This is a genomic window from Echinicola arenosa, from assembly GCF_014841125.1.
Taxonomy (GTDB): Bacteria; Bacteroidota; Bacteroidia; order Cytophagales; family Cyclobacteriaceae; genus Echinicola; species Echinicola arenosa.
The window spans coordinates 173,040-191,272 of record NZ_JACYTQ010000005.1; the positions used below are offsets into that span (position 1 = coordinate 173,040).

Here is an 18,233-nt window from a genome sequence, read left to right on the forward strand (position 1 = left end):
AAATCAAGTGTCTCAAAAGGCTTTTTAAGAAGTATAAGCCATTGCAATGGACTTCAACAAAACATTGCAACTCCGATGGAATTAATTGCTAGAATGAAACACCTGGTCACAAAATAGGAAAGTGAGGAAAAGCGCGGGGAATCTGACTCATAGTGATAAAAAATACAAAAGGCTTGATTAAATTCGCGAAGTAAAATTTAAATAAATCCTGCCGGACGATAAGCTTGTTTTTAATTTATTTAATAGTGAGGAGTAAATATTCAGAGCTTAACCTTAAAGGAATACACATTAAACTGGTTAATGATTATTTAAAAACTTGAATGATTGTGACCTAATTTTATTATGCCATTTTGTTCGGCATCTCTCCCAAAATAATTTCACAAAACAGTTAGGACAAAACCACCAGCTTACAGAAGTAATCAAATGAAACCATTTTTATTAACCATTCTTTTTCTATTGCTGAATTGCTCATTGTTTGCCCAATCCCTCACAGGAAAGTTAGTTGATGAGTATCAAAAAGCCATACCTGAAGTTTACATTTTAAATAAAAACACTGGCCATCATACCCATTCTAACGAAACAGGTGGTTTTTCTATGGAAAGAATTTCGCTGGGAGACACTTTACAGTTTTCCTGTATTGGCTATCAAAACCGTCAAATAGTACTGGACAACTTAAAAGCCCTTCTAACTGTTCAACTACAGTCCAAGCCCATCAGCTTGGAGGAAGTAGTGATCAGGCCTCAGGTGGATGCACTCCATGTCATAACAGACATTGATGTTCAGACAAACCCAGTAAATTCTTCACAGGATATCCTACGTAAGGTTCCCGGTCTGTTTATCGGTCAACATGCAGGCGGTGGCAAAGCAGAACAAATATTTCTTAGGGGCTTCGATATTGACCATGGAACTGATATTAACATTACAGTGGACGGGATGCCGGTTAATATGGTATCTCATGCACATGGACAAGGGTATTCTGATTTGCATTTTGTAATCCCCGAAACCCTTGATAAAATAGATTTTGGAAAAGGCCCCTATTATCAGAACAAAGGCAACTTCACAACTGCCGGCTATGTGGATTTTATGACCAAGAAGAAATTGGAGTATAGTTCCATTAAACTGGAAGCTGGCCAATTTGATACCTATCGCTTATTGGGCATGTTCAATTTGGTGGAAAGCAACGACCATAACGCTTATGTGGCCACCGAATATTTGGCTACAGATGGCCCATTTGAAAGTCCTCAAAATTTTAACAGAATAAACTTTTTTGGAAAATATACAGGTATGCTGTCCAATACTGATAAACTGGGGGTTACCGCTTCCTACTTTGACAGTAAATGGGATGCCTCAGGACAAATTCCACAACGTGCTGTTGATAGTGGCATGATTTCACGATTTGGCGCGATAGATGACACTGAGGGAGGCAATACCGCTAGAAGTAACCTATTGATCAACCATGAGAAAATTATTGATGAAAATTCATCTCTTAAAAGCAACATTTACCTCAGTCAATACGATTTTGAGCTCTATTCAAATTTTACGTTTTTCTTGGAGGATCCTATCAATGGTGATCAAATCAAACAAAAAGAAGACCGCACTATCTATGGCTTCAACAGCGAATACAATACCTCATTTACAACCAATACGTTAAATGGTAACTGGCAGGCAGGCATCAGCCTTCGCAATGACCAAAGCAATTCAAATGAACTTTCACATACCCTCAACAGAAGAGAAACCTTGGGGCAAATTAAGCTTGGTGATATCAATGAAACCAACTTGGGAGCTTACTTGGGTACTACTGTAAACCTAAACCGATGGACATTCAACCCTTCTGTACGAGTAGATTATTTCGACTTTCAATATAACGATGCCCTACTACCTACCTATTCTACACAAGAAGAAACTAAGGCCATTATCAGTCCCAAATTCAATATTCTTTACAATCAAACAGAGCAACTCCAGTTGTATATCAAAACGGGAAAAGGTTTCCATTCCAATGATACCCGTGTGGTAGTAGCCGAAAAAGGCAACCATATACTTCCCGCCGCCTATGGATTTGACGGAGGCTTTATTTGGAAACCCACACCTAAGATGCTATTAAACCTTGCCTATTGGTATTTGTATTTAGAGCAGGAGTTGGTATATGTAGGGGATGCGGGAATTGTCGAGCCTAGTGGAAAAACCAGACGGAAAGGCCTAGACTTAAGTTACCGTTACCAACCATTACCTTGGTTATTTTGGAATTTGGACGCCAATTACACCCATGCCCGCGCTATTGAAGAATCGAAAGGAGAAGATTTCATTCCCTTAGCACCTGACTTTACATTGGTGAGTGGCATTAATATCATACATCAAACCGGATTTTATGGAAGCATCAATGTCCGTCATATAAATAGCCGTCCTGCAAATGAGGATAATTCAATAGTGGCTAAGGGCTATACCGTTACGGACTTAAATGCTGGATACAAGAGAAAAAAATATAACATTGGGGTTCAGGTACAAAACCTTTTTGACACTGAATGGAATGAAACCCAGTTCGCCACCGAATCAAAATTACAATTTGAAACTGAACCTGTTGAGGAAATCCATTTTACACCTGGAACACCTTTATCACTTAAAGTCATGATCCAGTACAACTTCTGATAGATGTTCAGATCGTAAGGTATAAATACTATAGAAAAAACTCTCCCCCTATTTGCAATGCACTACACCAGATTCAACTAGGAATCAAAGCTATGGTTACCAAAAACTTAAGAGTACCAAAGCCATTCTGTGTACTTCAAACTTCCCACTTGGGACATCAAAAACCCTATTTCTCCAAATACAATACCGCCTCCTTTTCGACAAGCCTCTTGCTTAATGTATTATAATCGACCTCTTGAACAGGAATATTTGAATCGATGGCCAAGACCGCTGTGACAGCAGCAGACTGTCCCAAAATCATAAATACGGGCTCCATCCGCACAGACCCAAAAGCTGAATGGCTAGCGGAAACACATACTGGCACCAGTAGATTCTCACATTCTTTTTTCTTAGGTAAGATCGCCCCGAAGGAAATGGAATAAGGATCATGGGGATGTACTCCAATATCCCCTTCATTTTGCACATGGCCTTCCTCTGTAACATAACGCTGTACATTATGGGAGTCAATACTATAAGACCCCATTCCTATGGAATTAAGTACAGGTTTCTCTCCCATAACCTCCAACTCGGTCATTACCTCTTTCCCTATCATCCTTCTGGCTTCACGGATGTACAGTTGATGAGGCCAGTTACCATTATCGGTAAACTCATCTTTGGCCAAGCCCCAACTTTGCATCTTTTCTCGAACTTCCAAGGGCACTTGGGGATCATGGCTAACATAATAAAGCAGACCCTGCTGATACTGCTTGTGCGCTTCTATGATTTGGTTCCGCTCTTCATAAGAAGCCTCTGGATAGGCATAGTTTCCTCCAATAAAATCACTACTGAAGGGACCATGGTTATTGGTATCTGTTTTCCGATTCGGAATAGCATCAAATTTATCAAACCACTCATCCCAACCTGATTCAAACACCCTGGCCAATAAGGCATAATTTGAGGGATCATAATTTTTTGGTTTTGGGAATGGTACTCGATTGTCGGGATGATTGCTCATACATAACCGAAAGCAATAAGCTTGGATTTTGTGATCCCCGTTCCCATTTTCGCCAGGGTACCCTTTTTGAATATATGGTAGCAAACCACTGCTGGCATCACCTTTTCCCAGGTAAGGGTCCACTGGGGATTTAAAATAATGTCCATGGTGATGGGCACCTTTTTGTATACCATTCCAGATTTCTCCATAAGTATCATTGGATTCCCTTCCCACATGATATGAAACACCAGCTGAGGCCATCAAATCACCTTCATAAGTGGCATCAATAAAAACTTCCGCCTCAAAAACCTTCCCGGAAAGCATGGTAATACTTTTTATTACACCCTTTTTAAGCTTTACTCCTTTCTCTCTATCCAGCCATTCATCTCTGAATACTTTAATATTATTTTCTTTTACCAAATCCTCAAAAACCTCTTCGGCCACATGAGGCTCAAAAATCCACATGGTTCTGTTTTCTCCATCAATGGCCGGAGTACCTTGTCCCTTATTGCCATATTCACTCCTTTCCTGCCATGGCCAAGCCTCAGTCGTCTGATAATGTTGATAGACCCGATGGTAAAAATCCCTGGCTAAACCACCTATGGTTGCCTTGTTTCCAGTATCGGTAAAACCCAAGCCTCCTGAGGACAAACCTCCCAAATGCTGGTCAGGAGAAACCACCAATACGGATTTACCAGATTGGCTAACTTCCACCGCAGCAATCACTGCAGCCGAGGTTCCTCCATAAATAACTACATCTGCCTGATACACTTCCTTCTCAAGAGAAATAGCATAAGCAGCTATTACTGCCCCTACACTTAGGATCAAAGTAAAAATAGTTCTTTTCATATTGGTTCATTTTGGGGTTTTGATCAACAGGATTTTTCTGTTTAGAATGGTTTCCAATTTGGCAATGACCAACCAATAAATGATGCTATCAATTAATCTATTAGAGGTACTTTCCTAACACTAAAAAACTAAATCTACCTCAATGGATTTACTAATCGGTGTATTGCTTTTGTCGGCATATTGATCATTGGGAATAAGCACATTGGTTTCTGGGAAATAGGCGGCCAAGTTCCCTCTTGGAATGTTATAAGGCACAATCAGGAATTTACGTGCCTTTCTTTCTTGTCCATTATACCTGCTGACCAGATCCACCTGATCTGATTTTTTAAGACCTAGCTCTTCAGCATCCTTTGGATTGATCAATACCACCCTCCTTTCATTATAAATCCCCCGGTACCTGTCATTCAAGCCATAGATAGTGGTATTGAACTGATCATGGGAGCGGATGGTCATCAGTAAGAATTTTGCCCCTGTCAATTGATGATCTGGCAAGCTGCAAATACTGAAACGGGCCTTTCCTCCAGGCATGGAAGAAAAATCTCCATGTCGGGCATGATTCGGCAGATCAAACCCTCCTCCTTTAGAGCGTTCACTGTACTGCTCAAAGCCTTCAAATACGGCTGATATTTTTTCACGAATCAAATCATAATCTTCGCCCAAGCCTTTCCAGTCTATTGTGGAGCTGGATGTAAAATAGGCTTGTGCCATTTGGGATACAATCCCTGGTTCACTCATCAGATGATCCGATGCAGGTTGGAGTCTTCCATGTGACTGATGCACCCTGCCCATGCTATTTTCAACAGTCACCACTCTTTCTCTTCCTGAATGGGTATCCATTTCGGTCCTGCCCAAGGTAGGTAAGATTAAAGAAGTCCTTCCTGGAACCAAATGTGTCCGGTTCAACTTGGTACTGATGGAAACGGTCAAGTCACAATTTTGCAATGCCTCCCCAGTATAGAGGGTATCTGAAGCCGCAGAAAGAAAATTACCTCCCAAAGCCACAAAAACCTTTGCTTTCCCCTCATGCATAGCTTTGATGCAATTCACCACATCCAAACCTTGCTTTTTCGGAGGATCAAAACCAAAAACCTTTTTGAAGGAAGCATTGAGTTTTGGGGAAACATGATGGGTGATACCCACCGTCCTATCTCCCTGTACATTGCTGTGTCCTCTCACCGGACAAGTACCAGCTCCCTTTTTGCCAATGCTTCCCTTCAACAGCAATAGGTTCACACATGCCTTGATATTGTCTACCCCATTTTTATGTTGGGTAAGCCCCATCGCCCAACAGATAATAATTCTCTGCTTTTTGGCCAATAGGCTCACTACAGCATCCACTTTCTCCTCATCCAGGCCGGTCAAATTCAAAAGTTCTTGTTCATCATACCTTTCTAAATCCTCCATCATCTCCGCATAACCTTCTGTGTACTTATGGATAAAATCATGATCAAATACATCCCCCGAAACAGCATCCAACTTGGCCATTTTCTTTACGATCAATTTTATCAGTGCTACATCCTGATTGATCTTTACTTGCAGAAAAATATCAGTCAAGGAAACGCCTCCACCCACCAGACCTTTTACTTCCTGAGGGTTCTTAAAGCGAATCAGCCCAGCTTCTTCCAATGGATTCACAGCGATGATCTTTCCCCCATTCGCTTTGCACTTTTCCAAAGCTGAAAGCATCCTGGGGTGATTTGTCCCTGGGTTTTGCCCCATTACCATCACCACCTCTGCATGGTACATATCTTCTAAAGTCACAGACCCCTTTCCTATTCCCAAGGTCTCTCCCAATCCCACCCCGCTAGATTCATGGCACATATTCGAACAGTCAGGCATATTATTGGTTCCAAAAGCGCGCGCAAAAAGTCCATATAAAAAGGCCGCTTCATTACTTGACCTACCAGAGGTATAAAACACGGCTTCATCCGGGCTTGACAAAGCTTGAAGGTGATCGGCTATTACCTTGAAGGCATTTTCCCAGGTAATGGATTCATAATGTGTCTGGTCTGGACTAAGAATTACTGGAGCAGTGATTCGTCCGCTTTTTCCAATTTCATAATCTGACCAGTGGGACATTTCAGAGATAGAGTGCTGTGCAAAAAAGCTGGGATCTACCCTTTTGGTAGTTGCCTCTTCAGCAATGGCCTTAACACCATTTTCACAAAACTCTCCCAAAGAAGAGCGCTTGGCAGGATCTGGCCAAGCACAACCCGGACAGTCAATACCATCTTTCTGGTTTAACTTCGATAAAGTAGCAACAGAACGTTTTATCCCCATTTCTTTCATGGCATGATCCAAGGCCACTTTGATCGCGGGAAGCCCTGCTGCATAGGCTTTAGGGGCAGTAATTTTTATACCCGTGAATTCTTCCGGGCCTAGAATGGAAATCAATCGGTTTTTGGGCTGGTCCATATTTCGGGTTGCTGTAAACTTAAAATTGAGTCAAAAACATTCTGCTTCAACTCTTTACCAATAGGTTTTTTAAGATACTTGATATTTTCCTGAAAGGCACATAAATTTACACCAACTGGCTTTTAGAAGAAAAATACTGACCAATCAATTAAGCCTTCACACTACACTTCTTCCTTTTTTTGACTTACCAAATCCACCATTCGATCAAAAGCTTCCTCCATCAGCGAAATCTGCCATTGTTGCTTTTCATGGTATCTTTCATGAGCAATTTCCGTGACCACTTTAAATTGCTCATAAAGTTGCTCAAAGGGAACGGCACACTGATTGCCTTCCACTCCCCATGTGTTTAAATACGCGTCCAATTTCTCCACAACTAAACCCACATGGGGCACAGCATAACTCATGGCAGTAATGGCTCCATGCAAACTGGTTCCTGCATAAGCTTTGGAATTGGCAATCAAATACATGATGTCCCAAATATTATCAGCATCAAAATAATCATGGGGACTTCTTAGAAAGTCCTTCACTGCTGCCAATGCCAAATGATCATCATGATCCAAAGCCTTCCCAATGGGACATAGACAAAGTTTGGTATTGGTCTTTTGGTAAATTTCATCCAGCTGATCAGCGATGATCTTTTCTTTTCCTTCAGAGTTTTTCTTGTTGATCTGGAAGAAAAGATAATCACCTCGATTTTCTTGAACGTAACTCCGTACTTCGGAAGTGACTTTCTGTACCAATTCTTCATTAGGGAAAAACTTGGACATCAGCACAGCAGAATCAGGCAATAAAGCTGCCTTTAAATTATTTTCAGCCAGATTATCGACTGTAAGTTGATCTCTTACCGCCAAGTAGTCCACATTCATCAACTTGGACTTGGCAAAAGGATATTGTTCAAAGAAAGCTTTTTTGATGCCTGAACCACCTAAAGAATTTAAAATCACTGATTGAACATTATTGAAATCCTCTTTGGCAAAAAGGAAAGGAAGTGTCGTTTTGCCTTTCAGGAACCTCTTGGCCAACTTATTCAGATCAACATATTGGGACAACCTGTAGCGGTAACGATGGATTTTTTGGTAGGTTGGGTTCAAAGCTGCCCAGAGAGAATGCCAGGTCACCCCCAATGCTTCACCACCCGCCACTATAACATGGATGTTTCCTTCATTTTGGGCTTCACAGGCTGCATAAAAAGCGGCCAGACTTTCGGTTGGCTTGCCTCCCTCATGGCTGAGATCACTTTCCACCAATCCAAAAAACCTAAACCTAAAGCCCTTCCTGTAGGTTTCCATTTGCTTTTCAATGATGATGGGAAAGAGAAGGTCCCCATAGTTATACCGATCAAAAGCCCCAATAATTAAGATGTTTTCCATATTTCTTCTGATATGCAAAAAACTTACCTCTTTTTCTATTCCATAATTATTTCTCCCACTAAATCCCTGTTCTATTAATTTTAGGAAAATGATTAAGCAATATAATTGTCAGTCATCTTACTTTAAATTTCTTACCATATTTCATGAATGTAAACCTTAGCAATGGTTTTTAGCACTAAGATTGCTATGTATCACATTATCCCAATTGGTGGACTCATGCATATTAACCCTTATGTATATTAAATAAAGCATACTTTTCAGTAATTTAATTTATTCATCTGAAACACATGGCAGGACAATCACCCGTCAAAAAAATATTCTCTGGCTCTGTTTGGGGCATTGCTGCCAAAGTCCTCGATGCAGTCGCTAAATTCGTCACCATTCCCCTATTGGTTGGGTATTACGGAAAGGCAGACTATGGTTTGATTGCTTTGGCTTTTTCTTTGAACGCTTACCTGAGACTGATGGACTTGGGAATGAATATCGGGTCGGTTCGTTTCTTTGCCATGTGGGAATCAAAGTCGGAGTATGAAAAGATCGCAAAAGCTTCTCGATCCAGCATGGTCTTTTATGGCTTGATTGGCTTGGCCAATGCACTCATATTTGTTTTTATGGCCGACTTTGGAAGGGAATTTTTCAATATCTCTGCTGAACAAGCCCCCACTTACAAGATCATGATGTACATCTTGGCAGCCAGTACGGTTTTTAATTGGCTTTCTAATGTGGTTATCCAACTGCTTAGCGCTAAGGACGAACTGGGCTATATCAATCGTGTTACTGTTATCAGCAGCATACTGAACTTTCTAATCGCCCTGGCCGCAGTCCAGTTTAAATGGACCTTAAGTTTATATTTCTTCTTTTACACGCTTTCTCTTTTGGTCGTGATTCCATTTTATGTGCATAAACTCAAAGTTTATCCCGTAGGAATCCGAAAGCTATTGTGGCCCAAATGGGACGGTAAGGCATTCAAAATCATCATGGGATACAGTATGGCTATTTTTGCCATGGGCTTGTTTCAGTTTTCTGCCAAAGAACTAAGGCCTATCCTATTGGCCAAATATGCATCAGGTATCGATGTCCTCACAGATTACCGTGTGATCCAAACCATCGCTAACCTGATCATGTCTTTTGGCAGCATCTTTCTTCAGGTTTTACTTCCTTCTGCTTCCAAGGCCCATGCAGAAAATAACAAACAGAAAATGGAGAAAATGGTCTTTGAAGCCACTAGGTATATTTCTGTCTTCCTGACGTTGGTGGTTTTTGCACTCATCTTAAATGCTGACAACCTATTGATCCTCTATATGGGTGAAGATTACCTCAGTCTGAGCACCTGGTTGATCATTTGGCTATTGACAGTACTCCTTTCCATGCACAACACTCCCGTTGCCAGCTTGGTACTGTCCTCTGGCAAGACTAAAGCTTTGATCTACTCTGCTGCCATTGGTTGTCTGATTTCCTTGCCCATCACGGCTATTTTCGCAGAAGAAATGGGAGTGGGAGCTGCTGTGATCGGGTATCTAGCTTATATGCTCATTCAAATGGGTTTCTTCTATTTCTATTATATCCCTAAAATATTAAAACTGGATAGCATCAAGATTTTCTTTCGAGCTTTTATGCCTTCTGTCTTAGGCGCAGTTATTGCACTTGGTATAGCCTATTTTATCGGAAACAGTCTACACTTTCAAAATCCCTATCTTGAAATATTGATCAAGTCAGCAATTTTCTTCCTGGCTTTTCTAGCTTACCATTGGGCTTTTGTTGTCAAAACTTCCGATATCGACTACCTGAGAAACAATTTGTTAAAGAAACCATAAACGCATGCCAAAGAATAATTCAGTGAAATATTCCATTTGCATCCCAGCCTACAAAAGCAAGTTCCTCAAGGAGTGCATCGAAAGTATCCTTGACCAAACTGTAAAAGATTTTGAGCTGATCATTCTCAACGACTGTAGCCCCCAGCCCATTGAAGAAGTGGTTACCCACTTTGATGACCCCAGGATACAGTATCATAAAAACCAAAGCAATGTGGGAGCCCTGAATTTGGTGGACAACTGGAACAAATGTCTTTCTTTGGCCAAAGGGGAATATATTGTCATCATGGGAGACGATGACCTGCTGGAACCTGATTATTTGGAAGAATTTTCCCGGATGATCAGCCAATACCCAGACCTCAATGTTTACCATTGCAGAAGTCAAATTATTGATGATAATGGGGATACTCGATTACTGACTCCAGCCTTGCCTCCATTTGAAAATGTGTATGATAGCATTTGGCACCGATTAGAACAGTTACGCTCCAATTATATTTCTGATTATCTCTATAAAACAGAGAGCTTAAAAAAACAAGGAGGTTTTTTCCACCTTCCTCTTGCCTGGGGATCAGACGACATTACTGCTTTTATTGCCTCAGCAGAAAACGGCATCGCCCATAGCAATAAGCCCGTTTTCAAATACAGGAGCCATGGCCTGTCCATTTCCTCCACCTCCAGCAATGGACTGATGAAACTTGAAGCAGACTTGGGTTATGCCGCTTGGCTAAAAGCCTTTTTACTGGAAAACCCTCAAGAAAAAAAAGTACAGGTCGTGTACAGACACTTGGTTGAAAATCAGGACCATTACATGACTGAGCGGAAAATATTTACCATGACCAAAATTATGGCTGGCAGCAAGGTTCCCAATGTGTGGATTTGGTTAAGACACCGCAAACAGTACGGACTAGCAGCCAAAGATATCCTCCTGGCGGCTGCCAAAAGTAGAAACATGAGAAACAAAGCCTAAAAAGCACTCGAATGCATATCGTTTTCAACCCACCCCTGAATAAGGAAAACAAGTATATCCATATCATGGTCTCCCCGCTTAATTCAGCTGGTTTCCAGGTTCATGAGCTGGATACCATTCTCTCCAGTGCTGATCATTTTAAGCGGATTCAACTTGTACACCTCAATTGGTTTGAAAACTTAGATGATCGTAGCCAGACCAAAGCCATCAAGAGCTTTTTTAGGAAACTAACCGTTTTGACGGCCATTAGACTGGCAGGAAAAAAACTGGTATGGACCCAGCACAACCGCGTATCCCACGAAAAGAAAACAGGAAAACTCAGCCAAACCCTTACCCAACTGCTGATCAAATGGGCGGATGCCATTATCATCCATAGTGAAATCTCCCGGGCGATGCTTGTACAACAACATCCCAAAAGTGCTTCCAAAATCCACTACATTCCCCATCCTGATTTTATCGGAAGTTATGGACCTGTGATCAATAAACCAAAACCTAGCAATCAAGCGCTGCAGCTTCTATTCCTTGGCGCAGTAAAACCTTATAAGAATATTGAATTGCTTATCGAAACGGTAGGGAAATTTGGAGATGAAGTAGAGTTGACCATAGCAGGAAAACCCAAAACCAAGGATTACTACCACCAACTTTCTGCCTTGGCAAAACCTTACCCCAATGTCCGTTTAAAGCTGCAATTTATCCCAGATGAACAACTGCCCAAATTAATAGGGCAAGCTGACCTTTTGATCCTCCCCTATGACCTGAATAGCAGCCTGAATTCAGGAACGGTGATCCTGGCATTTTCATACAAAAAAACAGTGATATGTCCTGAAATTGGCACATTGGTTGATATGAAAAGGGTAAATGAAAGCTTTTTCAGTTATCGGTACCAATCAGAGCAGGACCACCAAGAACAGCTCCACCTGATGGTCAAGAAAGCCATCAAGACAAAAGCTGAACAACCTAATCGCTTGGAAGAGATGGGAGTTAAAATGTACCATTATTTGAAACATCATCAGTCCAAAGAAATGGTAGGCAAACAGCTCCTTCAGGTTTATAAGGAGCTTCTAAATACTCCCCAATAAATAATAGGGAAATCCCATTTGCTAACGGATAAAAGAACAATGAAAATACTCTATATCAATTCACTTTATGCCCCGGACATCAGAGGGGGAGCAGAACTTTCACTGAAACTGCTAGTGGAAGGAATGCAGTCCAAAGGAATTGAAGTGGTGGTATTGAGCTTGTCTCCAGAAAATGGCCTTTCTTCGAATGTAGTGGACGGGGTGAAAGTTTATCGGGCGAGGTTAAAAAACAGCTATTGGCCTTATGACAAAAATAAGCCATCCACTTTGAAACGCTTAAAGTGGCACTTAAAAGACCAATACAACGCCACTATGAGACAATATGTAAAAGAGGTCATCAAAAAGGAAAAACCGGATTTGGTGTCCTGTCATAACCTAGCGGGCTGGTCTATTGCAGTGTGGGATGAAATCACCCTTCACCAAATCCCGCTGATGCAGGTATTGCACGACATGTACCTGCTTTGCCCCAATAGCAATATGTACAAGGGAGACAAAGCTTGTGAAACCCCTTGCCTGCAATGTAGCCTACTCCGATCCAAACACCAGAAAAAGTCCTTTCAGGTTTCATCCGTGGTAGGAATTAGCAAGAGTATTTTGGAGCGATTTACTGGTCAGGGCTATTTCACGACTTCAAAACAGTATGTGATCCACAATACAAGAGATATTCCTTCCTCTGGCCTTCCTAGGAAACGCAATACCCGTAACCAAATCAATATCGGTTACCTAGGGACCCTTTCTAAGATCAAAGGAATTGAATGGCTTATCCATTCCTTCAAAAACAGAAACTACCTAGGTACCCTGACCATTGCTGGAAAAGGAAAGGAAGCATATGAAACCTACCTAAAATCAATGGTAAAAGACCCCGACATTCACTTTATCGGCCATACCAAGCCGGAAGATCTTTTTGCAAAAATCGATGTACTGGTAGTCCCCTCCCTATGGGAAGAGCCTCTGGGGATGGTGGCCATAGAGGCCTTGGCTCATCATATCCCCGTTATTGCCAATCGTGCCGGTGGGTTAAAAGAAACGGTCAGGGATGGTTTCAATGGGCTTTTCGTGGATGCCTCGGTGCCAAACTCCTTGGATCAAGCACTTACGCGGCTTTATAAGGACGAAAACTTGTACAATAAGCTAAGTGCCAACGCCAGAAGTTCGGTAGCTGAAATTTTGGACAAAGAACGCCTTTTGAATGAATATGAGATGGCCATTAAGGAAACATTGGGAGTCAATTCATGGGATGAAATATGAATGAAACTCCTACATACCCCAATATGTCTTCCGGCCATTTTCAATGGAGAACCGTTCAAGTTTCAGAGTGGCTGTTTTGTCTCTCAATACTTTCTACTTGTTTCCCCATTAAAGTTTACCCTATCGTATTCCTGGTTTCTTCCATTATCTCAATTTGGGAAACCAAAAGCAAAACCTTTCCCACTTGGGCTCTATTTTTGACCATCTTCAGCGCTTATGCCTTGATCAGTTTTGGCTTTCACTATGGGGGTCAAAGTGCAATGATAGCCAATCTGGCCAAGCTCCTGATCAACTTCCTGTTCCTTTTCTCAGCGGCAAACTGGATTTCACAAAGAGACAATAGCCGATTGCTCCAATTGATCAATTGGACGCTGCACCTGCTTTTTGTATTGGTGTTCATTCAATTATTGGTTTACCACCAAGCTTTAAACTTCAGGCTTTTGGCAGGCAGCAGTTCTTCCGGCCAGGCCAGCATGCTTTACAGCGCAAACCTTTTCTTTTGGGGATTGGATGATAAAAATATGTTTGGCGCCCGAATCGCCTTATTGGGATTCATCTACATTCTCATTCCGGTCATCCAACTGAATAGGATCAAATGCTGGCGAATAATAGCCATTTTTATTTTGGCTTACCTTTCCCTGTCCCGAACTCCCATTGTAGCATTGCTGTTGGGTTGTGGCTATTTATTATGGGCATCCTCTACCAAAAAGTATCGGATCATCATCTTGGTACTGCTTATTGCCATATCTCCCTTTATTTTGGACAAGGTCATTCGGATAGACCAGCTCACTGCCTCCAATGACGGCATGGGGGTCAGGCTAGTATATTGGAAAGCTTTTTATGAGCATTTCCTGACCATTTCTCCCTGGGGAAATGGTTTTATGAGTGCGCCATCCTTCCTTTCAAAATACGCTGATTTCTATCATGGGGAGCCCCATATCCACAATACTTTCATGACCACTTATTTGGAATTGGGCATCATAGGCTTTCTCTCCTACCTCCTTTTTTTGGTTTACTTTATCAAAAAGTGTTATCAGCAAAGCCCAAAGCCCCATTGGTGGATAGCATGCTTTTTGCCACTCATAGCCATTATGTGCATCCTTTATTCTGGATACGACAATGACCTTGTTATCTACCTTCTTCTGCTATCCCTTTTTAGCATGCTAGGTAAAATAGATTTTGGCCAAATTAAAATAGGAATATGACCAATCCAAAAAAGGTATTAATAGACGGTAGGTGGGCTGGCGATACGGGCATTGGCCGGTTATACAAGGAGGTGATGGAAGCCAGACCGCCTGAAGCAGCCTGTTCATGGATCAAAAGCAAAGCAGGATTGGGTAGCCTGTTTTCTCCAGCTGCCTTGGGATGGGAAACACTTCAGTCCCAAGCTGATGTCTTTTACAGCCCTTCCTTTATGCCTCCACTATTTTCCAGGATGCCTTACATCTTCACGGTTCATGATTTGATGCATTTGTTTTACTATTCCGCCATGCATAAAATCTACTATCAACAGGTCATTGCCCGTTTGGCCAAAAGAGCCAAGCAAGTGGTCACTGTTTCTCATTTCAGTAAGAACCAACTGATAGAACTCCTGGGAATCCCTGAACATTTGATCACGGTTATCTACAATGGAGTGGATGAACATTTCCTGAACAATGAATCCACCTTTAGTCTTGGACGCCCCTATTTTCTCTATGTAGGCAATCGCCGAACCAATAAAAACATTCCCGCTATGCTCCAAGCATTTGCTCAGGCAAAGATTCCTGATGAATTCATCTTTGCCCTCAGTGGCAAGCCTGATGAGGAGCTCGAAACACTGATCCAAAAACTGGGTATTCAAAAAAAGGTACGGTTCTTGGGATTTATCCCAGAGGCAGACTTGCCCAAAGTGTACAAGGGGGCCTATGCCACCTTATTTGCTTCTTTGATGGAAGGCTTTGGCATTCCTGTCTTGGAGTCCATGGCTTCTGGCACGCCGGTATTGACTTCTTCGGTAAGTGCTTTGCCGGAAATTGCAGGTAGCGCAGCCCTTTGTGTGGACCCACTCGATCTGGAAGCGATCAAAGGTGGAATAGAAACGCTGGTGTATGACCAGAGCACTTATGAAGACTGTGTGACCTTGGGAAAAGAACGTGCACTGGAATTTCCTTGGTCTGCCACTGCCCAAGAAACCTGGAAACTCATACTCTCTTAAACAGCTTAATTGGAACCAACGTGAATAGTAGTCGCTTAACCTATTGGATATTGTTTTGTGTGTTTTGCCTGCTGGGCACTTCACCCCTTCTGGCAGTTCAGTCTTCAAATACAACTGCCAAAACTTGGAATGTGAAATCAGAAAATGCCAAAGGTGATGGACTAACTGATGACACCAAAGCCATTCAGGCCACTATCTCCAAGGCCCAGCCGGGAGATACGGTGTGGATTCCGGAAGGAACCTACTTGGTAAAGGCCTTGGGTCTAAAATCCGGGGTAAACATCAAATCTGCCGGACTACTGAAGCAAGTACTGGATAAAAATCAAGAGTACAATAAAAACCAACAAAGTTCGACTGCACCCCTCTTCCGGGGAAATGAAGTTTCCAATATCTATTTATCAGTTCGGACCCAAACCCAAAATGAATCCATCTATCTCTCCAAAAGTGAAAACATCATCATTGACCAGTCTTCGCTTAAAGGAGACTCTACCAAACTAAGGTCTTTCGCTGGTATTCTCCTTTACCGTTGTATTGGAGCAAAAATACTAAAGACCACCATATCCCATTATGGTATGCCGCGGAAATTCACGGACAGCTACCAACCCGGAACAGGCATCAGGGTCTTGGAAAGTAGGTTTGTACAAATCCATGAGGCCAATATCCACCATAATGGAGAAAACGGGGTGTTCATCCACAGCAGTCACCATGTGGATGTCACCGACAGCCATATTTATAAAAACGGCATGAGTGGCATCCAGGTAGCTTTTGGAGGTCGGGCCAATGAAAGGGATTTCCACTTTGTCAATAATATACTGGAAGAAAATGCTGGAGATGCCATAGACATCAATAACCGCTCTACCCGGAAAATACTGAACATCCATTCCCTGATTTATAATAACAAGAGCAAAGCAAACGGTTTTGTCCGTGGAGAACCTACCCCTGACGGGTCGGGGATTGCCACCTTGGTGAATGTTTCCGGCGTGACCATCCAATACAATACGGCCGAAGGAAATAACAGGCCCGCTATTTATTTGGAAAAATGTGGCATCATTAATATTGACCACAATAAAGCAGATAATGAAGTGGAAGTGGTCGGTCAATTGCTTGACCTACATATGAAAGCCAATCAGTTACGGGAGATCACCTTTATCAATAATGTGTCAGCCAGAAAAATCTTACTGGAAAACAACACCATGAATACCATGCACATGCCAAATGGTCTTCATATCGACTCCTTGAAAGTCAGAAAAAATGAATTCAACAAGGCTACCCTCAACATTAACCTAATTGGAAAAGTCCTACTAGAGGAAAACACAATCAAAAGTAGCAGCACCACCCCATGCATTTTATTGGTAAAAGCAGATGGAGTGCTATTGAAAAGTAACACGATAAACAGTAGCCATTCTACTGGTATTGTGGTCAGGAATATGGCCAAAAATGTAGCCATCTTGAACAATGAAATCTTGGCCAGCAATGCCTGCATTACTGACGATGGATCTGAAGGCCTGAAAGTTGAAAACAACATATTGAAGGTGCTGGAGAGTGGCCAAACATTCCAAACCATCAAAACTACAAATCCCAAAGGGCTCCAATTGAGCAATAACCAACACTTTGGCAAGAATGGCCAAGTCGCCCTACTGATGGAAGGAACAGGGACAGCCAATATGGTAGCTGAAAAAATCATCAATGGCAGCACTCATTTTGGAGAGGTAAAGGTGACACAAAGTATAGACTAAAAGGAAACCATGAAGATCAACCTATATATCCCTACCCTTAATGCAGGTGACAAATGGCCTGAAATAATTGAGAGCATCAACAGGCAAACCCTTTCCCTACACAGAAAAGTCATCATTGACTCTGGCTCCACAGACCAAACACTGTCCGCCGGGCTGATTAAAGGCTTTGATGTAATCAAGATTGACAAAAAGGATTTTGACCATGGGGGCACCAGACAACTTGCGGTGGAGACTTATCCAGATGCAACTATTTTTGTCTTCCTGACCCAAGATGCCATCCTTGCTGATCATAGTGCCATTGAAAAACTGGTACAAGCATTCGAAAACAACCCTAAGCTGGGAGTGGCCTATGGGAGACAGCTCCCCCACTTGAACGCCAAAACATTGGAATCCCATGCCCGGCTGTTCAATTATCCAGCTCATTCCGAAACCAGAAGCTTCCAAGATGCTGGAAAATATGGAATCAAGACCATTTCCTGTTCCAACTCTTTTGCGGCCTACCGAAAAGAAGCCTTTCTGGAAGTAGGGGGATTCCCCAAAGGCTTGATCTTGGGAGAAGATGCCTATGTCGCTGGAAAGATGATCTTGGCCGGATGGGATTTGGCCTATGTAGCAGATTCAAAGGTGCACCACTCCCATAACTATTCCGTCAAAGAGGAGTTTAAAAGGTATTTCGATATAGGCGTCTTTCACGCGGAGAGCGATTGGATTTTTGATAAATTCGGAAGGGCAGAAAGTAGAGGAATGCAATATTTACAATCCGAATTAACGTATGCTTTGAAAAATAATCCAGCAGCATTACCTAAATCCATAGCTTCCCTTTTTGCCAAATGGGCAGGATATAAAATAGGCCTGAAACACAATAAGTTACCCTTAAATTTTAAGCGAAAACTATCCATGCATTCCCACTTTTGGCATTCCACACACTGAGTAAAGCTTCCCCATTTT

At 42.1% G+C, this 18,233-nt stretch carries 12 protein-coding genes; 9 read left to right on the forward strand and 3 right to left on the reverse strand.

All coding sequences use genetic code 11. The annotated features are described in order from the left end of the window. The first annotated feature begins 423 nt into the window (after nucleotides 1-423). On the forward strand, nucleotides 424-2,643 hold the full coding sequence (locus tag IFO69_RS14860) for a TonB-dependent receptor (RefSeq protein ID WP_192010916.1): 2,220 nt from the start codon (nucleotides 424-426) through the stop codon (nucleotides 2,641-2,643). A 166-nt stretch (nucleotides 2,644-2,809) separates the two neighbouring features. Here IFO69_RS14860 and IFO69_RS14865 read toward each other — a convergent pair whose 3' ends face one another. From IFO69_RS14865 to IFO69_RS14875, 3 genes are all read right to left on the reverse strand, one after another. Continuing rightward, a complete protein-coding gene (locus IFO69_RS14865; protein ID WP_192010917.1) occupies nucleotides 2,810-4,465 on the reverse strand; it encodes an FAD-dependent oxidoreductase in 1,656 nt (551 codons plus the stop codon). A gap of 120 nt (nucleotides 4,466-4,585) precedes the next feature. Further along, entirely contained in the window at nucleotides 4,586-6,880 is a 2,295-nt protein-coding gene (locus tag IFO69_RS14870; protein ID WP_192010918.1) for an FdhF/YdeP family oxidoreductase, read from the reverse strand. Between the two features lie 161 nt (nucleotides 6,881-7,041). Further along, nucleotides 7,042-8,250 (reverse strand): polysaccharide pyruvyl transferase family protein, encoded by a 1,209-nt coding sequence (locus tag IFO69_RS14875; RefSeq protein WP_192010919.1) that lies wholly within the window; start codon nucleotides 8,248-8,250, stop codon nucleotides 7,042-7,044. A 287-nt stretch (nucleotides 8,251-8,537) separates the two neighbouring features. On the opposite strand from IFO69_RS14875, the gene IFO69_RS14880 reads away from it, so the two are divergent. The 8 genes from IFO69_RS14880 to IFO69_RS14915 are packed head-to-tail and all read left to right on the forward strand — an operon-like array spanning nucleotide 8,538 to nucleotide 18,215. Further along, a complete protein-coding gene (locus IFO69_RS14880; protein WP_192010920.1) occupies nucleotides 8,538-10,064 on the forward strand; it encodes a lipopolysaccharide biosynthesis protein in 1,527 nt (508 codons plus the stop codon). Between the two features lie 4 nt (nucleotides 10,065-10,068). Next, complete coding sequence (locus IFO69_RS14885) at nucleotides 10,069-11,028, forward strand: glycosyltransferase family 2 protein (protein WP_192010921.1); 960 nt, start codon at nucleotides 10,069-10,071, stop codon at nucleotides 11,026-11,028. 11 nt (nucleotides 11,029-11,039) lie between these two features. Continuing rightward, entirely contained in the window at nucleotides 11,040-12,107 is a 1,068-nt protein-coding gene (locus IFO69_RS14890; RefSeq protein WP_192010922.1) for a glycosyltransferase, read from the forward strand. A gap of 39 nt (nucleotides 12,108-12,146) precedes the next feature. Beyond that, complete coding sequence (locus IFO69_RS14895; protein ID WP_192010923.1) at nucleotides 12,147-13,355, forward strand: glycosyltransferase family 4 protein; 1,209 nt, start codon at nucleotides 12,147-12,149, stop codon at nucleotides 13,353-13,355. Then, entirely contained in the window at nucleotides 13,352-14,560 is a 1,209-nt protein-coding gene (locus tag IFO69_RS14900) for an O-antigen ligase family protein (protein WP_225444158.1), read from the forward strand. The genes IFO69_RS14895 and IFO69_RS14900 overlap by 4 nt, the downstream gene beginning before the upstream one ends. Beyond that, nucleotides 14,557-15,549: a glycosyltransferase family 4 protein gene (locus tag IFO69_RS14905; protein WP_192010924.1), complete on the forward strand. Its 993-nt coding sequence runs from the start codon at nucleotides 14,557-14,559 to the stop codon at nucleotides 15,547-15,549. Before IFO69_RS14900 ends, IFO69_RS14905 begins: the two co-directional genes overlap by 4 nt. Nucleotides 15,550-15,569: 20 nt before the next feature. Further along, a complete protein-coding gene (locus IFO69_RS14910; protein WP_192010925.1) occupies nucleotides 15,570-17,285 on the forward strand; it encodes a right-handed parallel beta-helix repeat-containing protein in 1,716 nt (571 codons plus the stop codon). 9 nt (nucleotides 17,286-17,294) lie between these two features. Next, a complete protein-coding gene (locus IFO69_RS14915) occupies nucleotides 17,295-18,215 on the forward strand; it encodes a glycosyltransferase family 2 protein (RefSeq protein WP_192010926.1) in 921 nt (306 codons plus the stop codon). Nucleotides 18,216-18,233 lie beyond the last annotated feature (18 nt).

Bases quoted from the DNA above. Each gene is read 5' to 3' on its own strand.
- IFO69_RS14890 (WP_192010922.1), top strand. From the start codon at position 11,040: ATGCATATCGTTTTCAACCCACCCCTGAATAAGGAAAACAAGTATATC.
- IFO69_RS14900 (WP_225444158.1), top strand. From the start codon at position 13,352: ATGAATGAAACTCCTACATACCCCAATATGTCTTCCGGCCATTTTCAA.
- IFO69_RS14860 (WP_192010916.1), top strand. From the start codon at position 424: ATGAAACCATTTTTATTAACCATTCTTTTTCTATTGCTGAATTGCTCA.
- IFO69_RS14915 (WP_192010926.1), top strand. From the start codon at position 17,295: ATGAAGATCAACCTATATATCCCTACCCTTAATGCAGGTGACAAATGG.
- IFO69_RS14905 (WP_192010924.1), top strand. From the start codon at position 14,557: ATGACCAATCCAAAAAAGGTATTAATAGACGGTAGGTGGGCTGGCGAT.
- IFO69_RS14875 (WP_192010919.1), bottom strand. From the start codon at position 8,250: ATGGAAAACATCTTAATTATTGGGGCTTTTGATCGGTATAACTATGGG.
- IFO69_RS14870 (WP_192010918.1), bottom strand. From the start codon at position 6,880: ATGGACCAGCCCAAAAACCGATTGATTTCCATTCTAGGCCCGGAAGAA.
- IFO69_RS14885 (WP_192010921.1), top strand. From the start codon at position 10,069: ATGCCAAAGAATAATTCAGTGAAATATTCCATTTGCATCCCAGCCTAC.
- IFO69_RS14880 (WP_192010920.1), top strand. From the start codon at position 8,538: ATGGCAGGACAATCACCCGTCAAAAAAATATTCTCTGGCTCTGTTTGG.
- IFO69_RS14895 (WP_192010923.1), top strand. From the start codon at position 12,147: ATGAAAATACTCTATATCAATTCACTTTATGCCCCGGACATCAGAGGG.
- IFO69_RS14865 (WP_192010917.1), bottom strand. From the start codon at position 4,465: ATGAAAAGAACTATTTTTACTTTGATCCTAAGTGTAGGGGCAGTAATA.